Consider the following 17,273-nt stretch of genomic DNA (forward strand, 5'->3'; position numbering starts at 1 on the left):
GATGTCACCACGCGTCGTCATCACCGGCATGGGTCCGGTGTCCAACATCGGCACCGGCATCGCCGCGTTCGGCAAGGCACTGCGAGCGGGCGTCTCGGGCACCGGGCCCGTCACCAGCTTCGACACCACCGGCTTCGAACACACCAACGGCGGTGAGGTCAAGGACTTCCGCCCCGACGACCTCCTGAGCCGGCTCGACACCGGCGCCTGGGGGCGCTCCGCGCTCTTCGCCGCGTCCGCCGCGCGCCTCGCGGTCGAGGACGCCGGGATCCGGGTCCGGGGCGACGAGACGGCCGTCGTCATGGGCACCACCTCCGGTGAACTGCGCGTCATGGTCGACATGATCGAGGCGTGGCACACCGGTGGCTACGGCCCGCCCGACGCCGCGGCGGCCGCCCGGCTGCCCGCCTCGAAACTGGCCCTGGCCGCCGCGCAGGAGATCGGCGCGACCGGGGAGGTCCTCACCCTGGGCACGGCCTGCTCGGCCGGCAACTACGCCCTGGGGTACGCCTACGACCTGCTGACGGCGGGCGAGGCCGAGGTGGTCGTCTCCGGCGGCGCGGACTCGGTCACCCGGTTCACCCATGCCGGCTTCCACCGGCTGGGCGCCCTCGCCGCCGAGGAGTGCCGCCCCTTCGACCTGCACCGGGACGGCATGCTGCCGGCCGAAGGGGGCGTCGCGCTCGTCCTGGAGACCCTGGACTCGGCGCGGGCCCGCGGCGCCCGGGTCTACGCCGAGCTGCTGGGTTACGGCATGACCTGCGACGCGGCCCACCCGGTCGCGCCCGACGCCGACAGCATCGCGCGCTGCATCCGCACCGCACACGCACGGGCGGGAGTCGACGCGGACGAGGTCGACTACATCTGTGCGCACGGCACCGGGACCCGGACCAACGACCTGGTGGAGAGCCAGGCGGTGCGCGCGGTCTTCGGGGAGCGCCCGCCGCCGATGAGTTCGATCAAGTCGATGCTCGGCCACGCGATGGGGGCGGCCAGCGGATTCGGGGCCGTCGCCTGCGCGCTCAGCATCCACGAGGGCTTCCTGCCGCCCACCGCGCACCACCGTACCGCCGATCCGGAACTCGGCGGCATCGACCCCGTGCCGGGCCCGGGGATCGACAAGGACGTGCGGATCGCCCAGAACAACGGCTTCGCCTTCGGCGGCAACAACGCGATCACGATGCTGGGGAGGCTCTGATGAACGGCATGGTGATCACCGGGGTGGGGACGATGCGCCCCGAACCCGCCGGCCCGCCGGCCGACCCGCCCGCCGGTCCGGTGGCCGGTCCGGTGCCGGACGGTGCCGTGCACCGGGTGTCCGGGTTCGACCCGCAGGCGGTCCTCGGCCGCAAGGCCGCGCGCTACAACGACCGCGGCACCCTGATGGCGATGCACGCCTGCGAGACGGCGATGGCCGATGCGGGCCTCACCGTCACCGACGCCAACCGCGACCGCACCGGGATCGCCGTCGGCACGACCGTGGGCAGCTTCGCGGGCGTCGTCACCTACGGCACGGACTCCTTCGACCGTGAGCGGCCCTACCTGGTGAAGGCCGCGCACTTCCCGCAGTCGGTGCTCAACACCATGGCCGGGGCCCTCGCCATCCGTACGGGACTGCGGGGCGCCAACTCCACCGTCGCCGGCGGCCCGCTGGCCGGGCTGCAGGCGTTCCGGCACGCGGAGATGACCCTGCGGCAGGGGCACACGGACACCGTGCTGGTGGGCGCCGCCGAGGAGTTGAGCGTTCCCGCCGCCTGGTGGGCGCACGTGGCGCGGCGGACCGGTCCGCAGGGGGAGGGCGCCGCGATGTTCGTCGTGGAGCGGCCGGAGGTCGCAGCCGCCGAGGGCCGCACGGTGCTCGGGACCCTGGGCGGCGTCGTGGTCCGGGCGGCCGACCCCCGCCGGCCCGCCGCGGTGACCGCCGTCGTCCGGGCGGCCCTGGACCGCGCGGGCCTGGACCCGCACGCGGTGCGGACCGTCCTGGTCAGGGCGACCGGGGACCCGGCGGTGGACGAGGCCCAGCACGAGGCGCTCACCGCGCTGTTCGGCACGGAGCCCGGCCACGACCGGGGCACCCTGGGCGACTGCTACAGCGCCCACAGCGTCCTGCAGCTCAGCCCCTTGGTGGAGCGCGGGCGCCCAGGACACCCGGACGGCGCGGCCGGCCCCGCGCTGGTGCTGGCCGCCGACCCCGACGGCGCACTGGCGGCGATGGCCTTCACCCCGCACGCCGCGGCCCCCGCCGCCCCGGCCGCGTACGAAGGCGCCGCCCCGCACGAAGGGGCTCCCCAGCAGGCGCACCCCGAACCGACCCCCGGAGCGGACCGATGACACCCAACTCCCCCGCGCCCGAACCCGGTCTGCTCGGCCGGTTCCTCCAGGGCCTGGGCCTCTCGCCCGACGGCACGGCGCTGAAGGCGGGCGGCCGCGAGCACACCTACCGCGCACTCGACCTCGCCGCACGGACGCTGGCCGGCACGCTCCTCGCCCGCAGCCCCGGCGCCGACCGGGTCGGTGTGCTCGCCCACCGGGGGGAGCGCGCCTACGCGGGCTTCCTCGCCGGCCTCTACGCGGGCGCCGCCGTGGTGCCCCTGAACCCCGACTACCCCGCCGAACGCACCCGCGCCATGATCGAGGCGGCCCGGGTGACGGTCCTGGTGGTGGACGACGCGGGGGAGGCCTGCCTGCCCGCACTCGGCGACGCCCTCGACGGGGTGACGGTCGTCGGCCGTGAGACCGGTGAGCCGCTGACGCGGCCGGTGCCCGTGCGGCCCGAGGACCCGGCGTACATCATGTTCACCTCCGGATCGACGGGCGTGCCCAAGGGCGTCCCGGTGTCGCACGGCAACGTCCTGCACTATCTGCGGTGCGTGCAGGACCACTTCGGCTTCGGCACGGACGACGTGTTCTCGCAGACCTTCAACCTGACCTTCGATCTCGCGGTGTTCGACATGTTCGCCGCCTGGGGGTGCGGGGCGTCGCTCGTCGTCGTTCCGCCGGGCGCCTACACTCGGCTGCCCGCGTTCCTGACCAGGCACCGGATCACCGTCTGGTTCTCCGTCCCCGCCGTGGTGCCGCTGCTGCGCCGGTCGGGCGCGCTGACCGCCGGTGCGATGCCCACGCTGCGGCACAGCCTCTTCTGCGGGGAGGCGTTGCTGCGCGAGGACGCCGCGTCCTGGCAGGCGGCGGCGGACGGCTCGGCCGTGCACAACCTCTACGGGCCCACCGAGCTGACCATCTCGTGCACCCTGCACCGCTGGGACCCGGCTTTGTCACCCGCGCTCTGCGTGAACGACGTGGTGCCCATCGGCCGCCCGCACCCCGGTCTGCGGGTGCATCTGCACCGGGACGGCGGGGAGGCGGCCGGCACGGGCGAACTGTGCGTGAGCGGGCCGCAGATGGTCACCGGCTATCTGGACCCGGCGGACGACCGCGGACGCTACCTGAGCCACGGGGGCGAGCGCTGGTACCGCACCGGAGACCTGGTCCGTACGCTCCCCGACGGCCAACTGGCCTATATCGGACGGCTGGACCACCAGGTCAACGTGGGTGGGGTCCGCATGGAGCTGCGCGAGATCGACCAGGCGCTGCGACGGTGCGCCGGGGTGGATGAGGCGGTCACGCTGGTGGCCGGCGGAGTCCTGCGCGCCTATGTCACGGGCGCTGCCGCGAACCCCGCCGCCCTGCGCGAGGAACTCGGATCGATCCTCCCGAGGGAGCTGATCCCCCGTCGCATCGAGCGGCTGGCCGCCTTCCCGCTGAACGCCAACGGGAAGGTCGACCGCCCGGCCCTCACCCGGGCGGCCACCGGCGAGCAGCCGGTGGCCGGATGACATGTGGATACGTACCCGAAGGTCAGTGGGCCGCTGCCGGACACCTCTCCGCGGCGAGCACCGCGCGGACCGTGGACAGCAGCCCGTACTGGTAGCGGTCCCCGTCACGCACCACCTGGACGAGCGAGCAGTCCACCAACCGGCCCAGGAGGTCCAGGAGATGGGGTTCCGGAGGTGCGTTCAGAGGCGCCGTGGCGCGCCGGACGTCCTGGAGCGTGAAGCGGGACGGCAGCCGCACCAGATCGTCCAGCAGGGCGCGCTGGGCCGGGTTCAGCAGGTCCAGGCTCCACCGCACGCTGGGCAGGACGCCCCGCTGGTGCGGTGGCCGGGAGAGATCGGAGCCGGTCAGCCCGGCCGGCTCCGCACCGTCGGCCACGAGCGCGGCCAGCGGCAGCGACCGCAGCCGCTCGGCGGCGAGTTCGAGATAGCGGGGGATTCCGTCGAGCATGCGGCACAGGGTCCGTACGTCCGGCCCGTCCGGGTCGAGCGAGAGCCCGGGGCAGACCTCGCGCACCCGGTCGACGAAGAAGGCGGCGGCGCCTCCGGGCCCGTCGGCCGGCAGCGGCTGGACCTCCCAGGTCCAGGCACCGCCGATGGTCAGCCGGCGCCGGGTGGTGACGACGACGCGCAGCAGGGGGCGCCGGTTCAGGAGCCGCGCGCTCAGCCGGGTCACGGTGACCGGCAGATGCTCCGCGTTGTCCAGGAGCAGCAGCTCCGGGCGGGACCCGTACGCCGGATCGGGCAGCCGGCTGCCCACGGCGTCCACGATCTCCTGGAAGGACCGGGCGTCGGGGGAGTCCTCCGGCGGCAGATGGCCCAGGTCGACCACGGCCCGGCTGTCCGGCAGGGGCGCGGCCCGGTACGCCGCTTCCAGGGCCAGCCGGCTCTTGCCGACCCCGCCGGGCCCGGTGACGACCACCAGACGGCGCGAGCCCAGCGCCTGCACGAGCGTGTCGACATCGTGCCCCCGCAACGCCTCCACGGAGCCGGGGCCCGGTGGCCACACGTCGTGCTCGCCGAGGGCGGCCATCAGCATGGTCGATGAGGAACGCCGGGGACTGCCGACCCGGCCGGTCTCGATGTTGCGTATCGTGCGCACGCTCACGCCCGACCGTTCCGCGAGTTCTTCCTGCGTCCAGTTGAGCTGTCCGCGCCGACGCGTGATGAATGCGGCGAAGGCGGCACCGTCCCGCCACGGAATGTCTCGCTCCGGAACGGTTTCCGGGCCGGTCGGGAGAAGATCCACCAGTGAATCCATGGGCCATGACGTGGTTAAGGCATCACGGCTCAGATCTTCTTCCGGAGCGGTCAGCAAGGTGCTGTCCGAATGGGATTCACCGGCTGTTTGTCTGTGCGGTATTCCGTCCTGCATGAGTGGTGCAGCCCCCATTGCCGTGCTTCCCCTGTTCCGCACGGCCGCAGGACCTCGGCAGAAATCCGAAGAAGGTGCCGGTGCGGGGAGAGCGCTCTCTGAGAGAGAATCTGGCGTATGCCGGAGGTTATGTCAAGGTCTTCAGATCCAGGAGGTCGTATGAGTGAGACCGCTGCCGACGGCGTGTTCCCGGGCCGGTACCCGCTGGCTTCGGCGCAGTTGAACTTCCTGTTCGACGAAATCGAGTACCCCGGGAACAGCTGGGTGGCGATCCGGGAAAGCGTGCACCTGCCGGGACGGCTGACCGAACGGCAGGCGCGTAATCTCTTCGCCCATATATGCCGGTACAGCGAGGCGGTCCACAGCCGGATCGTGCAGGCTCCCGACGGGGTTTTCCGACAGGAGATCACGGAATTGGATCACTTCTTCGCCCACAGCTTCGACTACGCGGTCGCCGCGCGGCCGCAGGACGTTCTGACGCGGTGTCCGCAACGCCTCGACGCCTTCACCGGCTCGGCCTTCTTCCTGGTGGCCGACGCCCCGGGCGGCGCCGTCGTCTACTACGCGGTGCACCATTCCTTCTTCGACGGTGTGGCGAGCGGGCTGCTCGGCGCGCTGATCCTGCGGGCGGCCGCGGACCCGGAGATCCTGGACGGGAGCCGCCCCGACGGAGTCGACGGTGCCGATGGGACCGGCGGTGAGCCGGCCCAGCCGCGGCAGGTCCGCGCCTTCGAGACGGACGCGCGCGGGGTCCGGTCCACCCGCAGATGGCTCGGCTTCCACGAGACCCCGCGCGCCCTCGTCTGGCCCGGCGCACCCGCCGAAGCCGCTCCCGTCGACCGGCCTGCCGGCGGGCTCGACACGGAGTACCGGGTCACCTTCGCCCTCGGCGGCGGGCTCGCGCGGGCGCTGCCGCGGACCGCTGCCGAGCTGGGGGTCAGCGCGCCCTCCCTCGTCAACTCGCTGGTCTGCGGATACGTGGGCGAGCTGTTCGGGCTGCGGGAGGTCACGCTCAAGACGATCTGCTCGAACCGCTTCCGGCCCGTGCTGCGCCCCGCGCTGGCCTGTCTGGCCGGGGAGGTCTGGGTGGCGCGCGGCACGGAGCACTCCGGCCGGCCCGAGTGGCACCGCCGCTTCCACGGGGAGCTGCTCGCGGCCTACCGGAGCGGGATGTACGACTGGGACGCGGTGCGCAGGTCGGCCAACTTCCCCGGCCCGTACCGTTCCGGGCAGAGCGTGTCGACCAACGTCGCGTACGCCAAGGGCGAGCGGCCGGGCCCTCCGGCGGGTGACGTTCCGGTGTTCACCGCAGAGGAGCCCCTGCGCGTGCCCCGGGTGCTCGGCCACGAGCTCGCCGTCCACGCCGTGATCGGCAGCCCGGACGTGCACATCCTGATCAAGGCGGCGGCCCACCGCATGGACGAGGCGGCGACCCTGCGGTTCGCCCGTGGGCTGTTCGCTCACTTCACACGCTCCCTGTCGGCCCTGCGGGCGGTCCCATAGGCCGGAGGCACCGCTCCGGCGTTCAGTCCGCAGCCTCCGGTCCCGCGTCCGGCGCCCGGACCGGGGTCGTCCCGCGCACCGGCCGGTTCAGAATCCGGTCCTCCAGCGCGGCGCGCCAGGCCGGTGCGGCGGCCTCCTGGGCCGGCACCGAGCCACGTCCGCCCCGGGCCAGGAAGTCCGCCAGCGGCAGGGTCGCGGCGCCCACGGTGACGGCGTCGGGGCCCAGGCTGCTCAGCTCCACGGTGACCTTGGCGGCCGGGTGGGACAGCGAGTAGGCCGCGGCGTGGGCCCGGACCTCGTCGAGGTGGCGGGCCCCGAACTGCAGCCCTGCCCAGCCGCCGACCAGGATGCGTTCGGGCTGGAGGAGGTTGATGAGGCCGGCCAGCCCGGCGCCCAGGTACTCGGCGGTCTCCCGCACCACCGTGCGCGCGGCGGGATCGGGGCCGGCGCCGTCGTGCGGACCGGCCGCGGCGAGTACCGCGGTGAGCCGGGTCTCCTCGTCGACGCCTTCCGGGGGGCGCCCGCCGGCCTCCTGCCAGCGCTGCAGGATCGCCTCCGCGCCCGCGTACGCCTCCAGGCAGCCCGGTGAACCGCAGCGGCACCGCCGGCCGCCGACGTGCACGGTCAGATGGCCCCATTCGAGGGCCTGCCCCAGCGGGGTGTCCTCCGCGAAGAGGCAGGCGCTGACGCCGGAGCCGAACAGGACCACCACGGCGCTGCGCGCGCCCCGGCCGGCCCCGAACCACATCTCGGCCTGGCCGAGCGTCTTGGCCCCGTTGTCGATGACGTACGGCACGGAGTCCGGCAGTCCGCTGGACTCGCGCAGCAGCGTCTCCAGGGGGACCGCGTCCCAGCCGATGGTCTGGCCGTGCACGACCGCGCCCCGCACCGGATCGTGCTCCACGACGCCGGGGACGCCGATGCCGACGCCGATCAGGCCGTCCGTGCCGAGCCCGGCGGCGGCCAGCACCTCGTCGACACCGTTGCGGATGTGCTCCACGATCATGTCGACCTCGTAGAGGTTCTCGGCCAGCGGGCGTTCGGTACGGGCGAGTTCGGACAGCGTGAAGTCGAAGGCCTCGATGCGGACCCGGGTCTCGCCGACGTCGATGCCGATCAGATGGCCGCGGTGCGGGTTGACCCGCAGCAGCATGCGGGGGCGTCCGCCGTCGGACTCCACGCTGCCGGCCTCCTCGACCAGCCCCTCGGCGGCCAGTTCGGTGACGACGTTGCTGACGGAGCCCGAGCTGAGGCCGGTCGCGGGGCTCAGTTCCTGGCGACTCAACGGCCCATCGAAATACAAACGTTGCAATACGGCCGCACGGCTGTTCCTGCGCAGGTCACGCACCGTACGTCTGCTCTGCTGGGCCATCCGGGCTGCTCCTTCGCTCGCTCGCGAGGCACGCTACCCCGCCCCCGACTCTTGACGCGACCTTTCCCTGAGGCTTAACTCGCGTCATAAATTAAGCCATGAGACAGTTGGGCCGCACGCCGGGTTGGGCCGGGGGCTCAGCACGTCCGGCTTGCACGCTCCTCAGAAAGGGACACCTGGAGCCATGCGAAAAATCCGTATAGTCGCGAGCGGCGCGGCCGTAGTCTCCCTGCTCGCCGGTGCGACCGCGTGTGGTGGCGGAGAGTCCACGGGCGGTGGGTCCAGCTCGCCGAAGACCCTGACCTACTGGGCCTCCAACCAGGGCCCGAGCCTCGAGGCCGACAAGAAGATCCTCACGCCCGAGCTGAAGAAGTTCGAGAAGCAGACCGGTATCAAGGTCAAGCTGGAAGTCGTCCCCTGGTCGGACCTGCTCACCCGAATCCTCACCGCCACGACCTCCGGCCAGGGCCCCGATGTGCTGAACATCGGCAACACCTGGTCGTCCTCGCTCCAGGCGACCGGCGCGCTGCTGCCGTGGGACGACGCGAACTTCGCCAAGGTCGGCGGCCGTGACCGCTTCGTGGAGTCGGCGCTCGGTTCGGCCGGCGCCGAGGGCAAGGACCCCGCCGCGCTGCCGCTCTACTCCATGGCGTACGCCCTCTACTACAACAAGGCGATGTTCAAGGAGGCCGGCATCGAGAAGCCGCCGGCCACCTGGGACGAGATGGCCGAGATCGGCAAGAAGCTGTCGAAGAACGGCAAGTGGGGCCTGGGCGCCGAGGGCTCGAACCTCTCCAACAACATCCACCAGGTGTTCGTCCTGGCCAAGCAGCACGGTGCGGACTTCTTCGACTCCTCCGGCAAGCCGAAGTTCACCGACGACAAGGTCGTCGCGGCCGTCAAGCAGTACGTCGACATGATGGCCAAGGACAAGATCGTCGCCCCCGGCAACGCCGAGTACTCGCAGAACCAGTCGCTCAGCGACTTCTCCAAGGGCAAGACGGCCATGGTGCTGTGGCAGGCCGCGGCCACCACGTTCAAGTCCCAGGGCATGAAGGACTCCGACTGGGGCGTCGCCCCGGTGCCGGTCCAGTCCGGGACGCCGGGCCAGGGCCAGCAGCTCAACTCGATGGTGGCCGGCATCAACATCGCCGTCTTCAAGAACAGCAAGAACCTCGACGGCGCCACCCAGTTCGTCAAGTTCATGACGAGCGACGAGGAGCAGAGGCTCCTCTGCAAGACGTACGGCTCGATCCCGCCGGTCAAGGCCGCCCAGGACGACGAGGCGTTCAAGCGGCCCGAGCTGGAGGTGCTGAAGAACACCCTCGCCACCAGCGCTGCCGCGCTGCCGCAGGTCACCAACGAGTCGCAGTTCGAGACGGCGGTCGGCACCGCGGTCAAGTCCCTCTTCGCCAAGGCCGCCGGCGGTGCCGCGATCACCACGGCGGACGTCAAGGCCGAGCTCACCAAGGCTGAGCAGCAGATGGCCAGTCAGTGAGTGATGCGTCCATGACCACCACCGTGAACCTCGCGCAGGGGGAACCGACGGTGCGCAAGGACACCCCCGGGGAGGCGCCGCGCAAGCAGCGCCGCCCGGGGCGCCTGCGCCGTCTCGGTCTGCCCTACCTGCTCCTGCTCCCCGCAGTCGTGCTGGAACTCCTCGTCCACCTGGTGCCGATCGGCTTCGGCTTCATCATGGCGTTCAAGGAGCTCACGCAGTTCTATCTGCGGGACTGGTCCGGTGCGCCCTGGCGCGGCCTGGAGAACTTCCGCATCGCCGTCGACTTCGACGCACCCGTCGGCAAGGCGCTGCTGCACTCGTTCTGGGTCACCTGTCTGTTCACCGTGCTGGCGGTCGCCCTCAGCTGGCTGCTGGGCGTCGCGGCGAGCATCTTCATGCAGGAGGCCTTCGCCGGCCGGGGATTCCTGCGGACGCTGTTCCTCGTGCCGTACGCCCTGCCCGTCTACGCGGCGGTCATCACCTGGGCCTTCATGTTCCAGCGGGACAACGGTCTGGTGAACCACGTCCTGCACGACCAGCTCGGCCTCACCGACGGGCTGCCCTTCTGGCTGATCGGTGACAATGCCTTCTACACCCTGCTGATCGTCTCGGTCTGGAAGGGCTGGCCCTTCGCCTTCCTGATCGTGATGGCGGGCCTGCAGAACATCCCCAAGGAGCTCTACGAGGCGGCCGCGCTGGACGGCGCCGGCATGTGGCAGCAGATCCGCCGCATCACCCTGCCGTCGCTGCGTCCGGTCAACCAGGTGCTGGTCCTCGTGCTGTTCCTGTGGACGTTCAACGACTTCAACACACCGTTCGTGCTGTTCGGCAAGGCGGCCCCGGAGTCCGCGGACCTCATCTCCGTGCACATCTACCAATCGTCGTTCGCGACCTGGAACTTCGGCACCGGAGCGGCGATGTCGGTCCTGCTGCTGCTGTTCCTGCTGCTGGTGACGGCGGTCTACCTGCTGTTCACCTCTCGTGGGAGGAAGACCTCACGTGGCTAGCCACACCGTCCCCAGGGGCCGTGCCTCGCGCTCGCCGATGGCCTCCCCGCGCTCCTTCGTCTGGTTCCGGCGGGTCTTTCTGACCCTGCTGGCGGGCTTCGTCCTGCTGCCCGTGTACGTCATGGTCTCCAGCTCCCTGAAACCGCTGGAGGACGTGTCCGGAAAGTTCGAGTGGCTCCCCACCGGGCTGACGATCCGGCCGTACTTCGACATCTGGGAGACGGTGCCGCTGCGGAAGTACTTCGTCAACTCCCTGATCGTGGCGGGCTCCGCGACCGTACTGTCCGTGATCATCGCGGTGTTCGCGGCCTACGCGGTCAGCCGCTACACCTTCCGGGGCAAGCGTGTCTTCACCGTCACGGTGCTGTCCACGCAGATGTTCCCCGGCATCCTCTTCCTGCTGCCGCTGTTCCTCATCTACGTGAACATCGGCGACGCCACCGGCATCGCGCTGTTCGGTTCGCGCGGCGGGCTGATCCTCACCTATCTCACGTTCTCGCTGCCGTTCTCCATCTGGATGCTCATCGGCTACTTCGAGTCCGTGCCCAGGGAGCTGGACGAGGCCGCCATGGTGGACGGGTGCGGGCCGCTCAAGGCCCTGATCAGGGTGGTGGTGCCGGCCGCGACCCCGGGCATCGTCGCGGTCGCCGTCTACGCGTTCATGACGGCCTGGGGTGAGGTGCTGTTCGCCTCCGTCATGACCACGGAGAACACCCGCACGCTCGCAGTCGGGCTGCAGGGCTACTCCACACAGAACGACGTGTACTGGAACCAGATCATGGCCGCCTCACTCGTCGTGAGCATCCCCGTGGTCGCCGGATTCCTGCTGCTCCAGCGGTACCTGGTCGCCGGCCTGACGGCCGGGGCGGTCAAATGACGCACGGTGACGAGGGTGCCGGACGACGGCACCCTCGCCGCCGGGCGGCCGCCCCAGCCGTGGCCGTGGAATCCCAAACCGCGTACTGAGCAAGGGCAGTGACAGGGCGTCACGCGTCACGCAGCTGTCTGGATTTGGGCTCCGCGCCGGAGAGGGCTCTCTCAAATCGGCCGGCGCACCACGGGCCGCCGGCGCCGAGGCACTGCGCTGCCCCGTCGGCGCGCCGCCCGCCCGGCCCGGCCCCGGCTCACGGGCCCCGGGGCCGGACTCCGCGCGCCCCACCCCGTCCGCACATCAGGAGCAGTGTGTGAACCGGCTGGAGTACCTCGCGCAGTGGCCGTCGCTGCGGTCGGACTCGCGGTCGACCCGGTGCTGGAGGAGACCGTGCGAGGGAGATCCTCGGCCGGATGACGGGCGAGGAGAAGATCGGGCAGATGATCCAGCCCGACCTGTCGAGCTGACCGCCGACGACGTGCGGACCTACCGGATCGGCTCGGCGCTCAACGGCGCCGGCCGATGGCCGGACGGGGACCGCAGGTCCGGCCCCGCCCGGTGGGCCGAGACCGTCGGCACCTTCTGGGAGGCGGCCCGGGACGCCTACCGCGACCGGCCCTTCCACATCCCGTTCATGTGGGCGAGCGACGCGGTCCACGGCCACAACAACGTGCACGGGGCCACCGTCTTCCCGCACAACATCGGGCTCGGCGCGGCGCGCGACCCCGGACTCATCCGCCGGATCGGCGCCGCGGCCGCCCGCGAGATCGCGGCCACCGGCATGGACTGGACATTCGCCCCGACCGTCGCCACCCCCAGGGACCTGCGCTGGGGCCGCTGCTACGAGGGGTACTCCGTGGACCCCGAGATCGTGCACGCCTACGCCCGCGAGATGGTCGAGGGCCTCCAGGGCGGCTCGACGTGTTCGCGTGGTGCCAGCGAACACCGTGCGGCAAGGGCTCGGAATGACTTTCAGACGACGTTGACCCGTCAGTAACCTCAATTGAGGTGCCGCGGGTGCGGACGCTCCGACATGCTGGGCGCATGGTGACTCTCGATGGAAAGCCCGTATCCGTAAACGACATGCTCCCCCTGGCCTTGACGAACATCGGGCACTTCACGTCCATGCGCGTCGCCGCCGACGGCAGCATCCGCGGCCTGGCGCTGCACATGGAACGCCTCGTGCGGGACTGCAAGACCGTGTGGAGCGCGGACTTGGACCCCGAGCGTGTTCGCGAGTGCGTCCGCCAGGGCCTCGAAGGGCAGAGCCGCCCATGCATCGTCCGCGTCACGATCTACGACCCCAAGGTCGAGATGGGGCGCCCGGGGGACGCCAACGAGCCGCACATCCTGGTGTCCGTGCGCGGTGCCGGCGCTCTGCCTCCGGAGCCGCTGCGGGCCAAGAGCGTGGTGTACGAACGTGACCTTCCCGAGGTGAAGCACGCCGGTCTCTTCGGCGCTCTGCACGCCCGCGGGGCGGCGCAGCGGACAGGTTTCGGCGACGCCTTGTTCATCGGCAGAGACGGACTCGTTTCCGAGGGTGGCACCTGGAACATCGGGTTCGTCGACCAGGAGGGCACCGTGGTGTGGCCGGAGGCTCCGGTATTGCCCGGCGTCACCATGGCCCTGCTTCAGCAGCGCGCGGGGCACCGCGTCGCCACCGTCACCCTGGCGCAGGCCAAGGGCATGGCCGCAGCCTTCGCCACGAACACCAGCATCGGCGTCCGTCCCCTGTCCGCGATTGATGACGCTGAGTTCCCCGTCGAGCACCGGGTGCTGAGCCAGCTGCAAGAGACGTACCTGTCCATCCCTGGCGAGAACCTGTAGGGCAAGCCCATGACGGGGGTGACCAGGTGGGCCGGCCATGAGGCTCGGCTGCTGCGCACGGCCATGCGAAAGACGGGCAAGGTGTTCGCCGAGCTGGTCGGCGTGAACCCACGCCAGAGGTGATGACCCTCGTTGAGGAGGGCATCTACCTGTCCGGCCCGGACAACCGTTCGGTGTGGCTGGACTCGTACCTCATCGACGTCTACCCGACGACCAATGAGGACTACGCGAGGTTCGTGCACGCCACTGGGCACCGGCCGCCACAGCACGGGCACGGAGGCCGCTGTCCCGTCACTGAAGCGATCGATCTTGCCTCGTCCCTTCCCGTACCGGTCGAAATTGTCGGTAACCGAGGGTTTTCGGAGGCCGAACTCGCCGCTGCGGCGGACGAGTCTCACTCCACACTGCTGGCTCAGTCCGGCGTCGACACCGCGATCACGGCCTACGACGTGCGCTTGGGAACCATCGAGGCCTGGGTCAAACCGCTTCCCGCTTCGGAGTTCAGCGCTCGTTCCTCTGTAGCCACAGCCGCAACACCTGAACTCGCGGCCCGTGTAGAGGACGCTCTCGGGACGGATCGCTTCCCGATCAACATCGTGATTTCCGACCAGGTAGGTATCGAGCAGCAGGACGGATACATCCGCGGTGGTGGGCTGCTGTCGGTTGGCTGTACTACAGGCTTCAATTTGAAGTACCTCACGTCCGACACAAAGCGCTCAGGAACTGCTGGACACTGCACCAAGGTCTCCAGTCAGACCTATTCGAACCACAGCACCGCGGGTGGGTCGACAACGGTCTCGAAAATCTGGAGCCATCAGGGCTCATGGGGCGACATCGGCTACAACTCCACAGGGAGCAAGGCCGCGACTCGCACCTTCTACCACGACACGAATGCCACCAGGTACGCCGACGCGAGAGGGGCCATGCCGTCGACGGGCACGTCCATCTGTCACTACGGCCGTACCTCTGGCAAAAGTTGCGGCACGGTCAAGTACCGAAACGTCTCTATCGGAAGTCTGCAGCACATGGTCGTGATGAGTGGCGCCACCTGCAAGGGCGGTGATAGCGGTGGGCCCTGGTACAGCGGGGGAACCGCCTATGGCATTCATACCGGGCTCACCAACTATGGTGACGGCAACAATCGTTGTGTCTTCGCGCCCGCCTACCTCTTCCAGAACCGCAGCTACGACGTGTGGACTCGATAAGCGATAGGCGACGTACGTGGGCAGACCGGGACTGCCGGTCTGCCCACTCACACTCTCCCGGAGGAACCATGGCTCAGATCCGCAGCGCCATCGGCGTCACACTGGCTCTGTTGGTCGTCACACTCGCCGCGTGCAGTGGATCCGATGCCGGAGGCGACTCCAAGAAGGAGGGGCGGAAGAGCCCGACGTCCCCCGAGGTTTCGGTGACAGACACCGAGCCACCGATCATTGTCCACAGTCTCTCTGTACTCCCGGGGATGACCATCGGGGGCACCCTTGTGAGCAGTGACGATGGAAAGTGCCTCACGGTGCGTGGCGTGCGAGCCGAAGAGGATTTCGTCGCCACGCCGATCTGGCCTAAGGGAACGAAGGTCGTGCGGTCCGATGCTGCGATCGGCGTGAGCGTTCCCGGATACGGGCGCCTGGCCGTTGGCGACCGATTCAAGGCTGCCGGCTCCTACTGGGAATCTTCCGATGAACGAGCCCGAGGTATCGAGATCTCCTCCGACTGTCTGGCGGAAGACGGCTTCATCGTGATCAACCCGGACTCGATCGAACGCGGCTGATTCATCGAAGCCGCGACTGGCTGTTGCGGTCGGGTCGTGTCCCGCAGGGCGGCGTGCGCCTATTCCGGTGAGGCCGGTGGGGCCGCCTCCGGTGGCCATTCTGCTGGTGTTCTCCAGCGAGAGGCCCCCACGGATCAGCATGCTCAGCATCGCGGCCCAGAAGCTCGGGCGGAGGTCCTGGCCCTCTGCCACGATCGCATCCCCGGTGACAACTGCGTCCGTCGTAGTAGGAACGCCCCCTGCTCCTGACCAGGGGCAGGGGGCCGCTTCGGCGATCAGGACAAGATGTGGGTGGCGGTCTCACCTGCCGCCACCCACATCAGAGTTCGGGAAAGCCGGACCCGCTCGACGCACGGGTCGCCGCGCCGGTCGTACTCTGCGGTCGTGCCCGGGCCCGGGCCAAGTCCGGCGACGGCCTGCTACCGGAAGCTTCTCTTGACTTCGGTAACGATGGTCCCAGGGTTGCATTGTCCTTCGGCCGTGCGGCCGGCGCTCTGGCTGAACTCTCTCCAGACACGCGGGTGCTCGGCGGTCACAGGCTGCCGTTCACCGGTCATGCCCTGGACCAGGCAATGGCCGCCGCGCTCGAGGTGGTACTCAAGCCACTCCCTGGACGCGAGGAGACTGTAGGCCCTGCCGCTCGGGCGGTCCCACGTCAGGTACTGCACCTGCAGTTGGCCGTCGGTGTCGTACCAGAAGGGGCGGTCCGGGTCGCGCCGCAGCCCGCTGTCTCTCAGGAGTGGGTCACTGGGCAGCGTCGCGGAGACGGACGCGTCGAGGGAGCAGTCCAGGCTCTGGCCGCTCCAGTTGTAGGTTTGGTCGGTCGGAATGGCGGTGACGGGTTTCCCGTCAGGGTCTGTGGCGAGGACCATCCGGCCCTGCGGCTGTGCGGCGAGGGTGCGCTCCAGCCAGTCGTCCTCGTCATCTTCGATCGGACCGTCCGTCCACAGCTCTGCGAGCTCCAGGAGCAGCTCTTCCTGGCGTTTCTTCCTCCGCTCCCGCCAGATGGCGGGGATTGCGACTCTCTCCTCCGAAGCCGGTGGTCCAGGGGCTGGCTCCGGGGAGGAGAGATCGTCGTCCCCTGGGACAGGGGAGTCGTCCTCACCGTGATCGGTTTCGTCGTACTGAAAGGTACTCACATGCCAGGAGTCGGGTTCCGGATCGGTCCAGGGACCGGGGACGGTGGGGAAGTCGGCCAGCAGAAGGCTGTGGCGATCGGCTCCTTCGGGCATCAGCCGGTTTGTGAGTGTTCGGCCTTCAAGCCATGTGAGCAGGCTGGTGAGTTGGGGGGCGGGTACGAGCCAGCTGTGGATGCGGTGCCAATGCTCCGCCTGGCCACGGGTGACGTTCCATCCTCGACCGTCGTGATCGTCCACGGCCTGTTCGTAAAGGACGATCCACTGCCTGCCGTCGCTGTCGGTGCGGATGCCCAGTTCGTCGAGGTCGGGCAGGTTGTCCGGACGGCTGATCCATTCGTCGACGCGCTCGTCGTCGGGCAGGTCGGGGACAGGTGGTGCCAGCGGGTGTGCGGGGTCGGCGGTCGGGAAGGTGGCGTGGTCGGCTTCGTCTGGACTGTTGTCGTCGGTGTCGGAGAAGGGGTGTCGGGCCGGAGGAAGGGAAGGGTCGATGTCGAGCAGCGACAGTCGTGCCGCTCCCGGGTATTCGGCGGCGTCGTGCTCGGTCTGCCGGTGGGGGTGCCGGTGGTTCGCCAGGCGTTCCACGAGCTCGTGGAGGGCCATCCACTGGTACTTCTTGCCGATCCGTTCGCCCTTGTGTGACTGGCGGGAGTCAGAGTGGCGGGAACGCATGTTATCGAATTTGGCGAACAGTTCAGGCGTCCAGCCCAGGCTGGCGACGCGGGCGAGGACCCAGCGTGCGGCCCACTGTGCGTCGACGTGGGCAGCGGCGAGGCGTTCGTCGTCGGCCGGGGGCACTCGGCAGGCCCGCAGCAGCGCGTACTGGTCCGCGTCAAGGACGTCCCTCGCCTTCCTCCCAGTGAGGAATTGTTCAACGGCAGCCGGTGTGCTCAAGGCGGGCCGGACGGACTCCGGAAGGCTTTGCGCGAAGGCCGGGATACGGGCGGGGTCGACTAGAAGGCCGCTGAAAATCTTGTTGGGGGGCTGTCCGGCCGCAGGCCGGACGGCCCCTTTTCGCTATGCGGTGGCGGGGATGAGGTGCCAGGTGTTGTCGGTTCGGGTGAGGCCGAGGTGGATCAG

Annotated in this window: 14 protein-coding genes; 11 read left to right on the top strand and 3 right to left on the bottom strand. The window is 69.9% G+C overall.

Going from position 1 to position 17,273, the window contains the following annotated elements; all coding sequences use genetic code 11:
* Position 1 precedes the first annotated feature (1 nt).
* The 3 genes from E6P78_RS28310 to E6P78_RS28320 are packed head-to-tail and all read left to right on the top strand — an operon-like array spanning position 2 to position 3,833.
* The gene (locus tag E6P78_RS28310; protein WP_136206486.1) at positions 2–1,198 is read left to right on the top strand and encodes a beta-ketoacyl-[acyl-carrier-protein] synthase family protein; all 1,197 of its coding nucleotides are present in this window, start codon (positions 2–4) and stop codon (positions 1,196–1,198) included.
* Complete coding sequence (locus E6P78_RS28315) at positions 1,198–2,331, top strand: beta-ketoacyl synthase N-terminal-like domain-containing protein (protein ID WP_136206487.1); 1,134 nt, start codon at positions 1,198–1,200, stop codon at positions 2,329–2,331. The genes E6P78_RS28310 and E6P78_RS28315 overlap by 1 nt, the downstream gene beginning before the upstream one ends.
* On the top strand, positions 2,328–3,833 hold the full coding sequence (locus E6P78_RS28320) for an amino acid adenylation domain-containing protein (protein WP_136206488.1): 1,506 nt from the start codon (positions 2,328–2,330) through the stop codon (positions 3,831–3,833). Before E6P78_RS28315 ends, E6P78_RS28320 begins: the two co-directional genes overlap by 4 nt.
* Positions 3,834–3,855: 22 nt before the next feature.
* Here E6P78_RS28320 and E6P78_RS28325 read toward each other — a convergent pair whose 3' ends face one another.
* The gene (locus E6P78_RS28325; protein ID WP_136206489.1) at positions 3,856–5,223 is read right to left on the bottom strand and encodes a helix-turn-helix domain-containing protein; all 1,368 of its coding nucleotides are present in this window, start codon (positions 5,221–5,223) and stop codon (positions 3,856–3,858) included.
* A 141-nt stretch (positions 5,224–5,364) separates the two neighbouring features.
* Between E6P78_RS28325 and E6P78_RS28330 the strand changes: the two genes are divergently transcribed.
* Positions 5,365–6,708, top strand: coding sequence for a hypothetical protein (locus E6P78_RS28330; protein ID WP_136206490.1), 1,344 nt, complete (start codon positions 5,365–5,367; stop codon positions 6,706–6,708).
* Positions 6,709–6,730: 22 nt separating this feature from the next.
* Here E6P78_RS28330 and E6P78_RS28335 read toward each other — a convergent pair whose 3' ends face one another.
* Positions 6,731–8,080 carry an ROK family transcriptional regulator gene (locus tag E6P78_RS28335; RefSeq protein ID WP_136206491.1) on the bottom strand — a complete coding sequence of 450 codons (1,350 nt, stop codon included), beginning with the start codon at positions 8,078–8,080 and terminating at the stop codon, positions 6,731–6,733.
* Between the two features lie 184 nt (positions 8,081–8,264).
* Here E6P78_RS28335 and E6P78_RS28340 point away from each other — a divergent pair, with 184 nt between their 5' ends.
* The 7 genes from E6P78_RS28340 (at position 8,265) to E6P78_RS28370 (ending at position 15,057) form a co-directional block, all read left to right on the top strand.
* Positions 8,265–9,578 carry a sugar ABC transporter substrate-binding protein gene (locus E6P78_RS28340; protein ID WP_136206492.1) on the top strand — a complete coding sequence of 438 codons (1,314 nt, stop codon included), beginning with the start codon at positions 8,265–8,267 and terminating at the stop codon, positions 9,576–9,578.
* A gap of 11 nt (positions 9,579–9,589) precedes the next feature.
* Entirely contained in the window at positions 9,590–10,588 is a 999-nt protein-coding gene (locus tag E6P78_RS28345) for a sugar ABC transporter permease (RefSeq protein WP_136206493.1), read from the top strand.
* A 37-nt stretch (positions 10,589–10,625) separates the two neighbouring features.
* On the top strand, positions 10,626–11,465 hold the full coding sequence (locus E6P78_RS28350; protein ID WP_136206503.1) for a carbohydrate ABC transporter permease: 840 nt from the start codon (positions 10,626–10,628) through the stop codon (positions 11,463–11,465).
* Between the two features lie 307 nt (positions 11,466–11,772).
* The gene (locus E6P78_RS28355; protein ID WP_276607235.1) at positions 11,773–12,456 is read left to right on the top strand and encodes a glycoside hydrolase family 3 N-terminal domain-containing protein; all 684 of its coding nucleotides are present in this window, start codon (positions 11,773–11,775) and stop codon (positions 12,454–12,456) included.
* Between the two features lie 47 nt (positions 12,457–12,503).
* Positions 12,504–13,286: an aminotransferase class IV family protein gene (locus E6P78_RS28360; protein ID WP_136206494.1), complete on the top strand. Its 783-nt coding sequence runs from the start codon at positions 12,504–12,506 to the stop codon at positions 13,284–13,286.
* Between the two features lie 122 nt (positions 13,287–13,408).
* Complete coding sequence (locus E6P78_RS33085) at positions 13,409–14,491, top strand: S1 family peptidase (protein ID WP_206307938.1); 1,083 nt, start codon at positions 13,409–13,411, stop codon at positions 14,489–14,491.
* Between the two features lie 68 nt (positions 14,492–14,559).
* Entirely contained in the window at positions 14,560–15,057 is a 498-nt protein-coding gene (locus E6P78_RS28370; RefSeq protein WP_136206495.1) for a hypothetical protein, read from the top strand.
* 419 nt (positions 15,058–15,476) lie between these two features.
* Here the strand turns inward: E6P78_RS28370 and E6P78_RS28375 are convergent, their stop codons facing one another.
* A complete protein-coding gene (locus tag E6P78_RS28375; RefSeq protein WP_168712728.1) occupies positions 15,477–16,991 on the bottom strand; it encodes a hypothetical protein in 1,515 nt (504 codons plus the stop codon).
* Positions 16,992–17,273 lie beyond the last annotated feature (282 nt).

The organism is Streptomyces sp. A0958, assembly GCF_004795035.1.
GTDB lineage: Bacteria > Actinomycetota > Actinomycetes > Streptomycetales > Streptomycetaceae > Streptomyces.

Bases quoted from the DNA above. Each gene is read 5' to 3' on its own strand.
- E6P78_RS28335 (WP_136206491.1), bottom strand. From the start codon at position 8,080: ATGGCCCAGCAGAGCAGACGTACGGTGCGTGACCTGCGCAGGAACAGC.
- E6P78_RS28310 (WP_136206486.1), top strand. From the start codon at position 2: ATGTCACCACGCGTCGTCATCACCGGCATGGGTCCGGTGTCCAACATC.
- E6P78_RS28340 (WP_136206492.1), top strand. From the start codon at position 8,265: ATGCGAAAAATCCGTATAGTCGCGAGCGGCGCGGCCGTAGTCTCCCTG.
- E6P78_RS28315 (WP_136206487.1), top strand. From the start codon at position 1,198: ATGAACGGCATGGTGATCACCGGGGTGGGGACGATGCGCCCCGAACCC.
- E6P78_RS33085 (WP_206307938.1), top strand. From the start codon at position 13,409: ATGACCCTCGTTGAGGAGGGCATCTACCTGTCCGGCCCGGACAACCGT.
- E6P78_RS28330 (WP_136206490.1), top strand. From the start codon at position 5,365: ATGAGTGAGACCGCTGCCGACGGCGTGTTCCCGGGCCGGTACCCGCTG.
- E6P78_RS28350 (WP_136206503.1), top strand. From the start codon at position 10,626: ATGGCCTCCCCGCGCTCCTTCGTCTGGTTCCGGCGGGTCTTTCTGACC.
- E6P78_RS28345 (WP_136206493.1), top strand. From the start codon at position 9,590: ATGACCACCACCGTGAACCTCGCGCAGGGGGAACCGACGGTGCGCAAG.
- E6P78_RS28320 (WP_136206488.1), top strand. From the start codon at position 2,328: ATGACACCCAACTCCCCCGCGCCCGAACCCGGTCTGCTCGGCCGGTTC.
- E6P78_RS28370 (WP_136206495.1), top strand. From the start codon at position 14,560: ATGGCTCAGATCCGCAGCGCCATCGGCGTCACACTGGCTCTGTTGGTC.
- E6P78_RS28325 (WP_136206489.1), bottom strand. From the start codon at position 5,223: ATGGGGGCTGCACCACTCATGCAGGACGGAATACCGCACAGACAAACA.
- E6P78_RS28360 (WP_136206494.1), top strand. From the start codon at position 12,504: ATGGTGACTCTCGATGGAAAGCCCGTATCCGTAAACGACATGCTCCCC.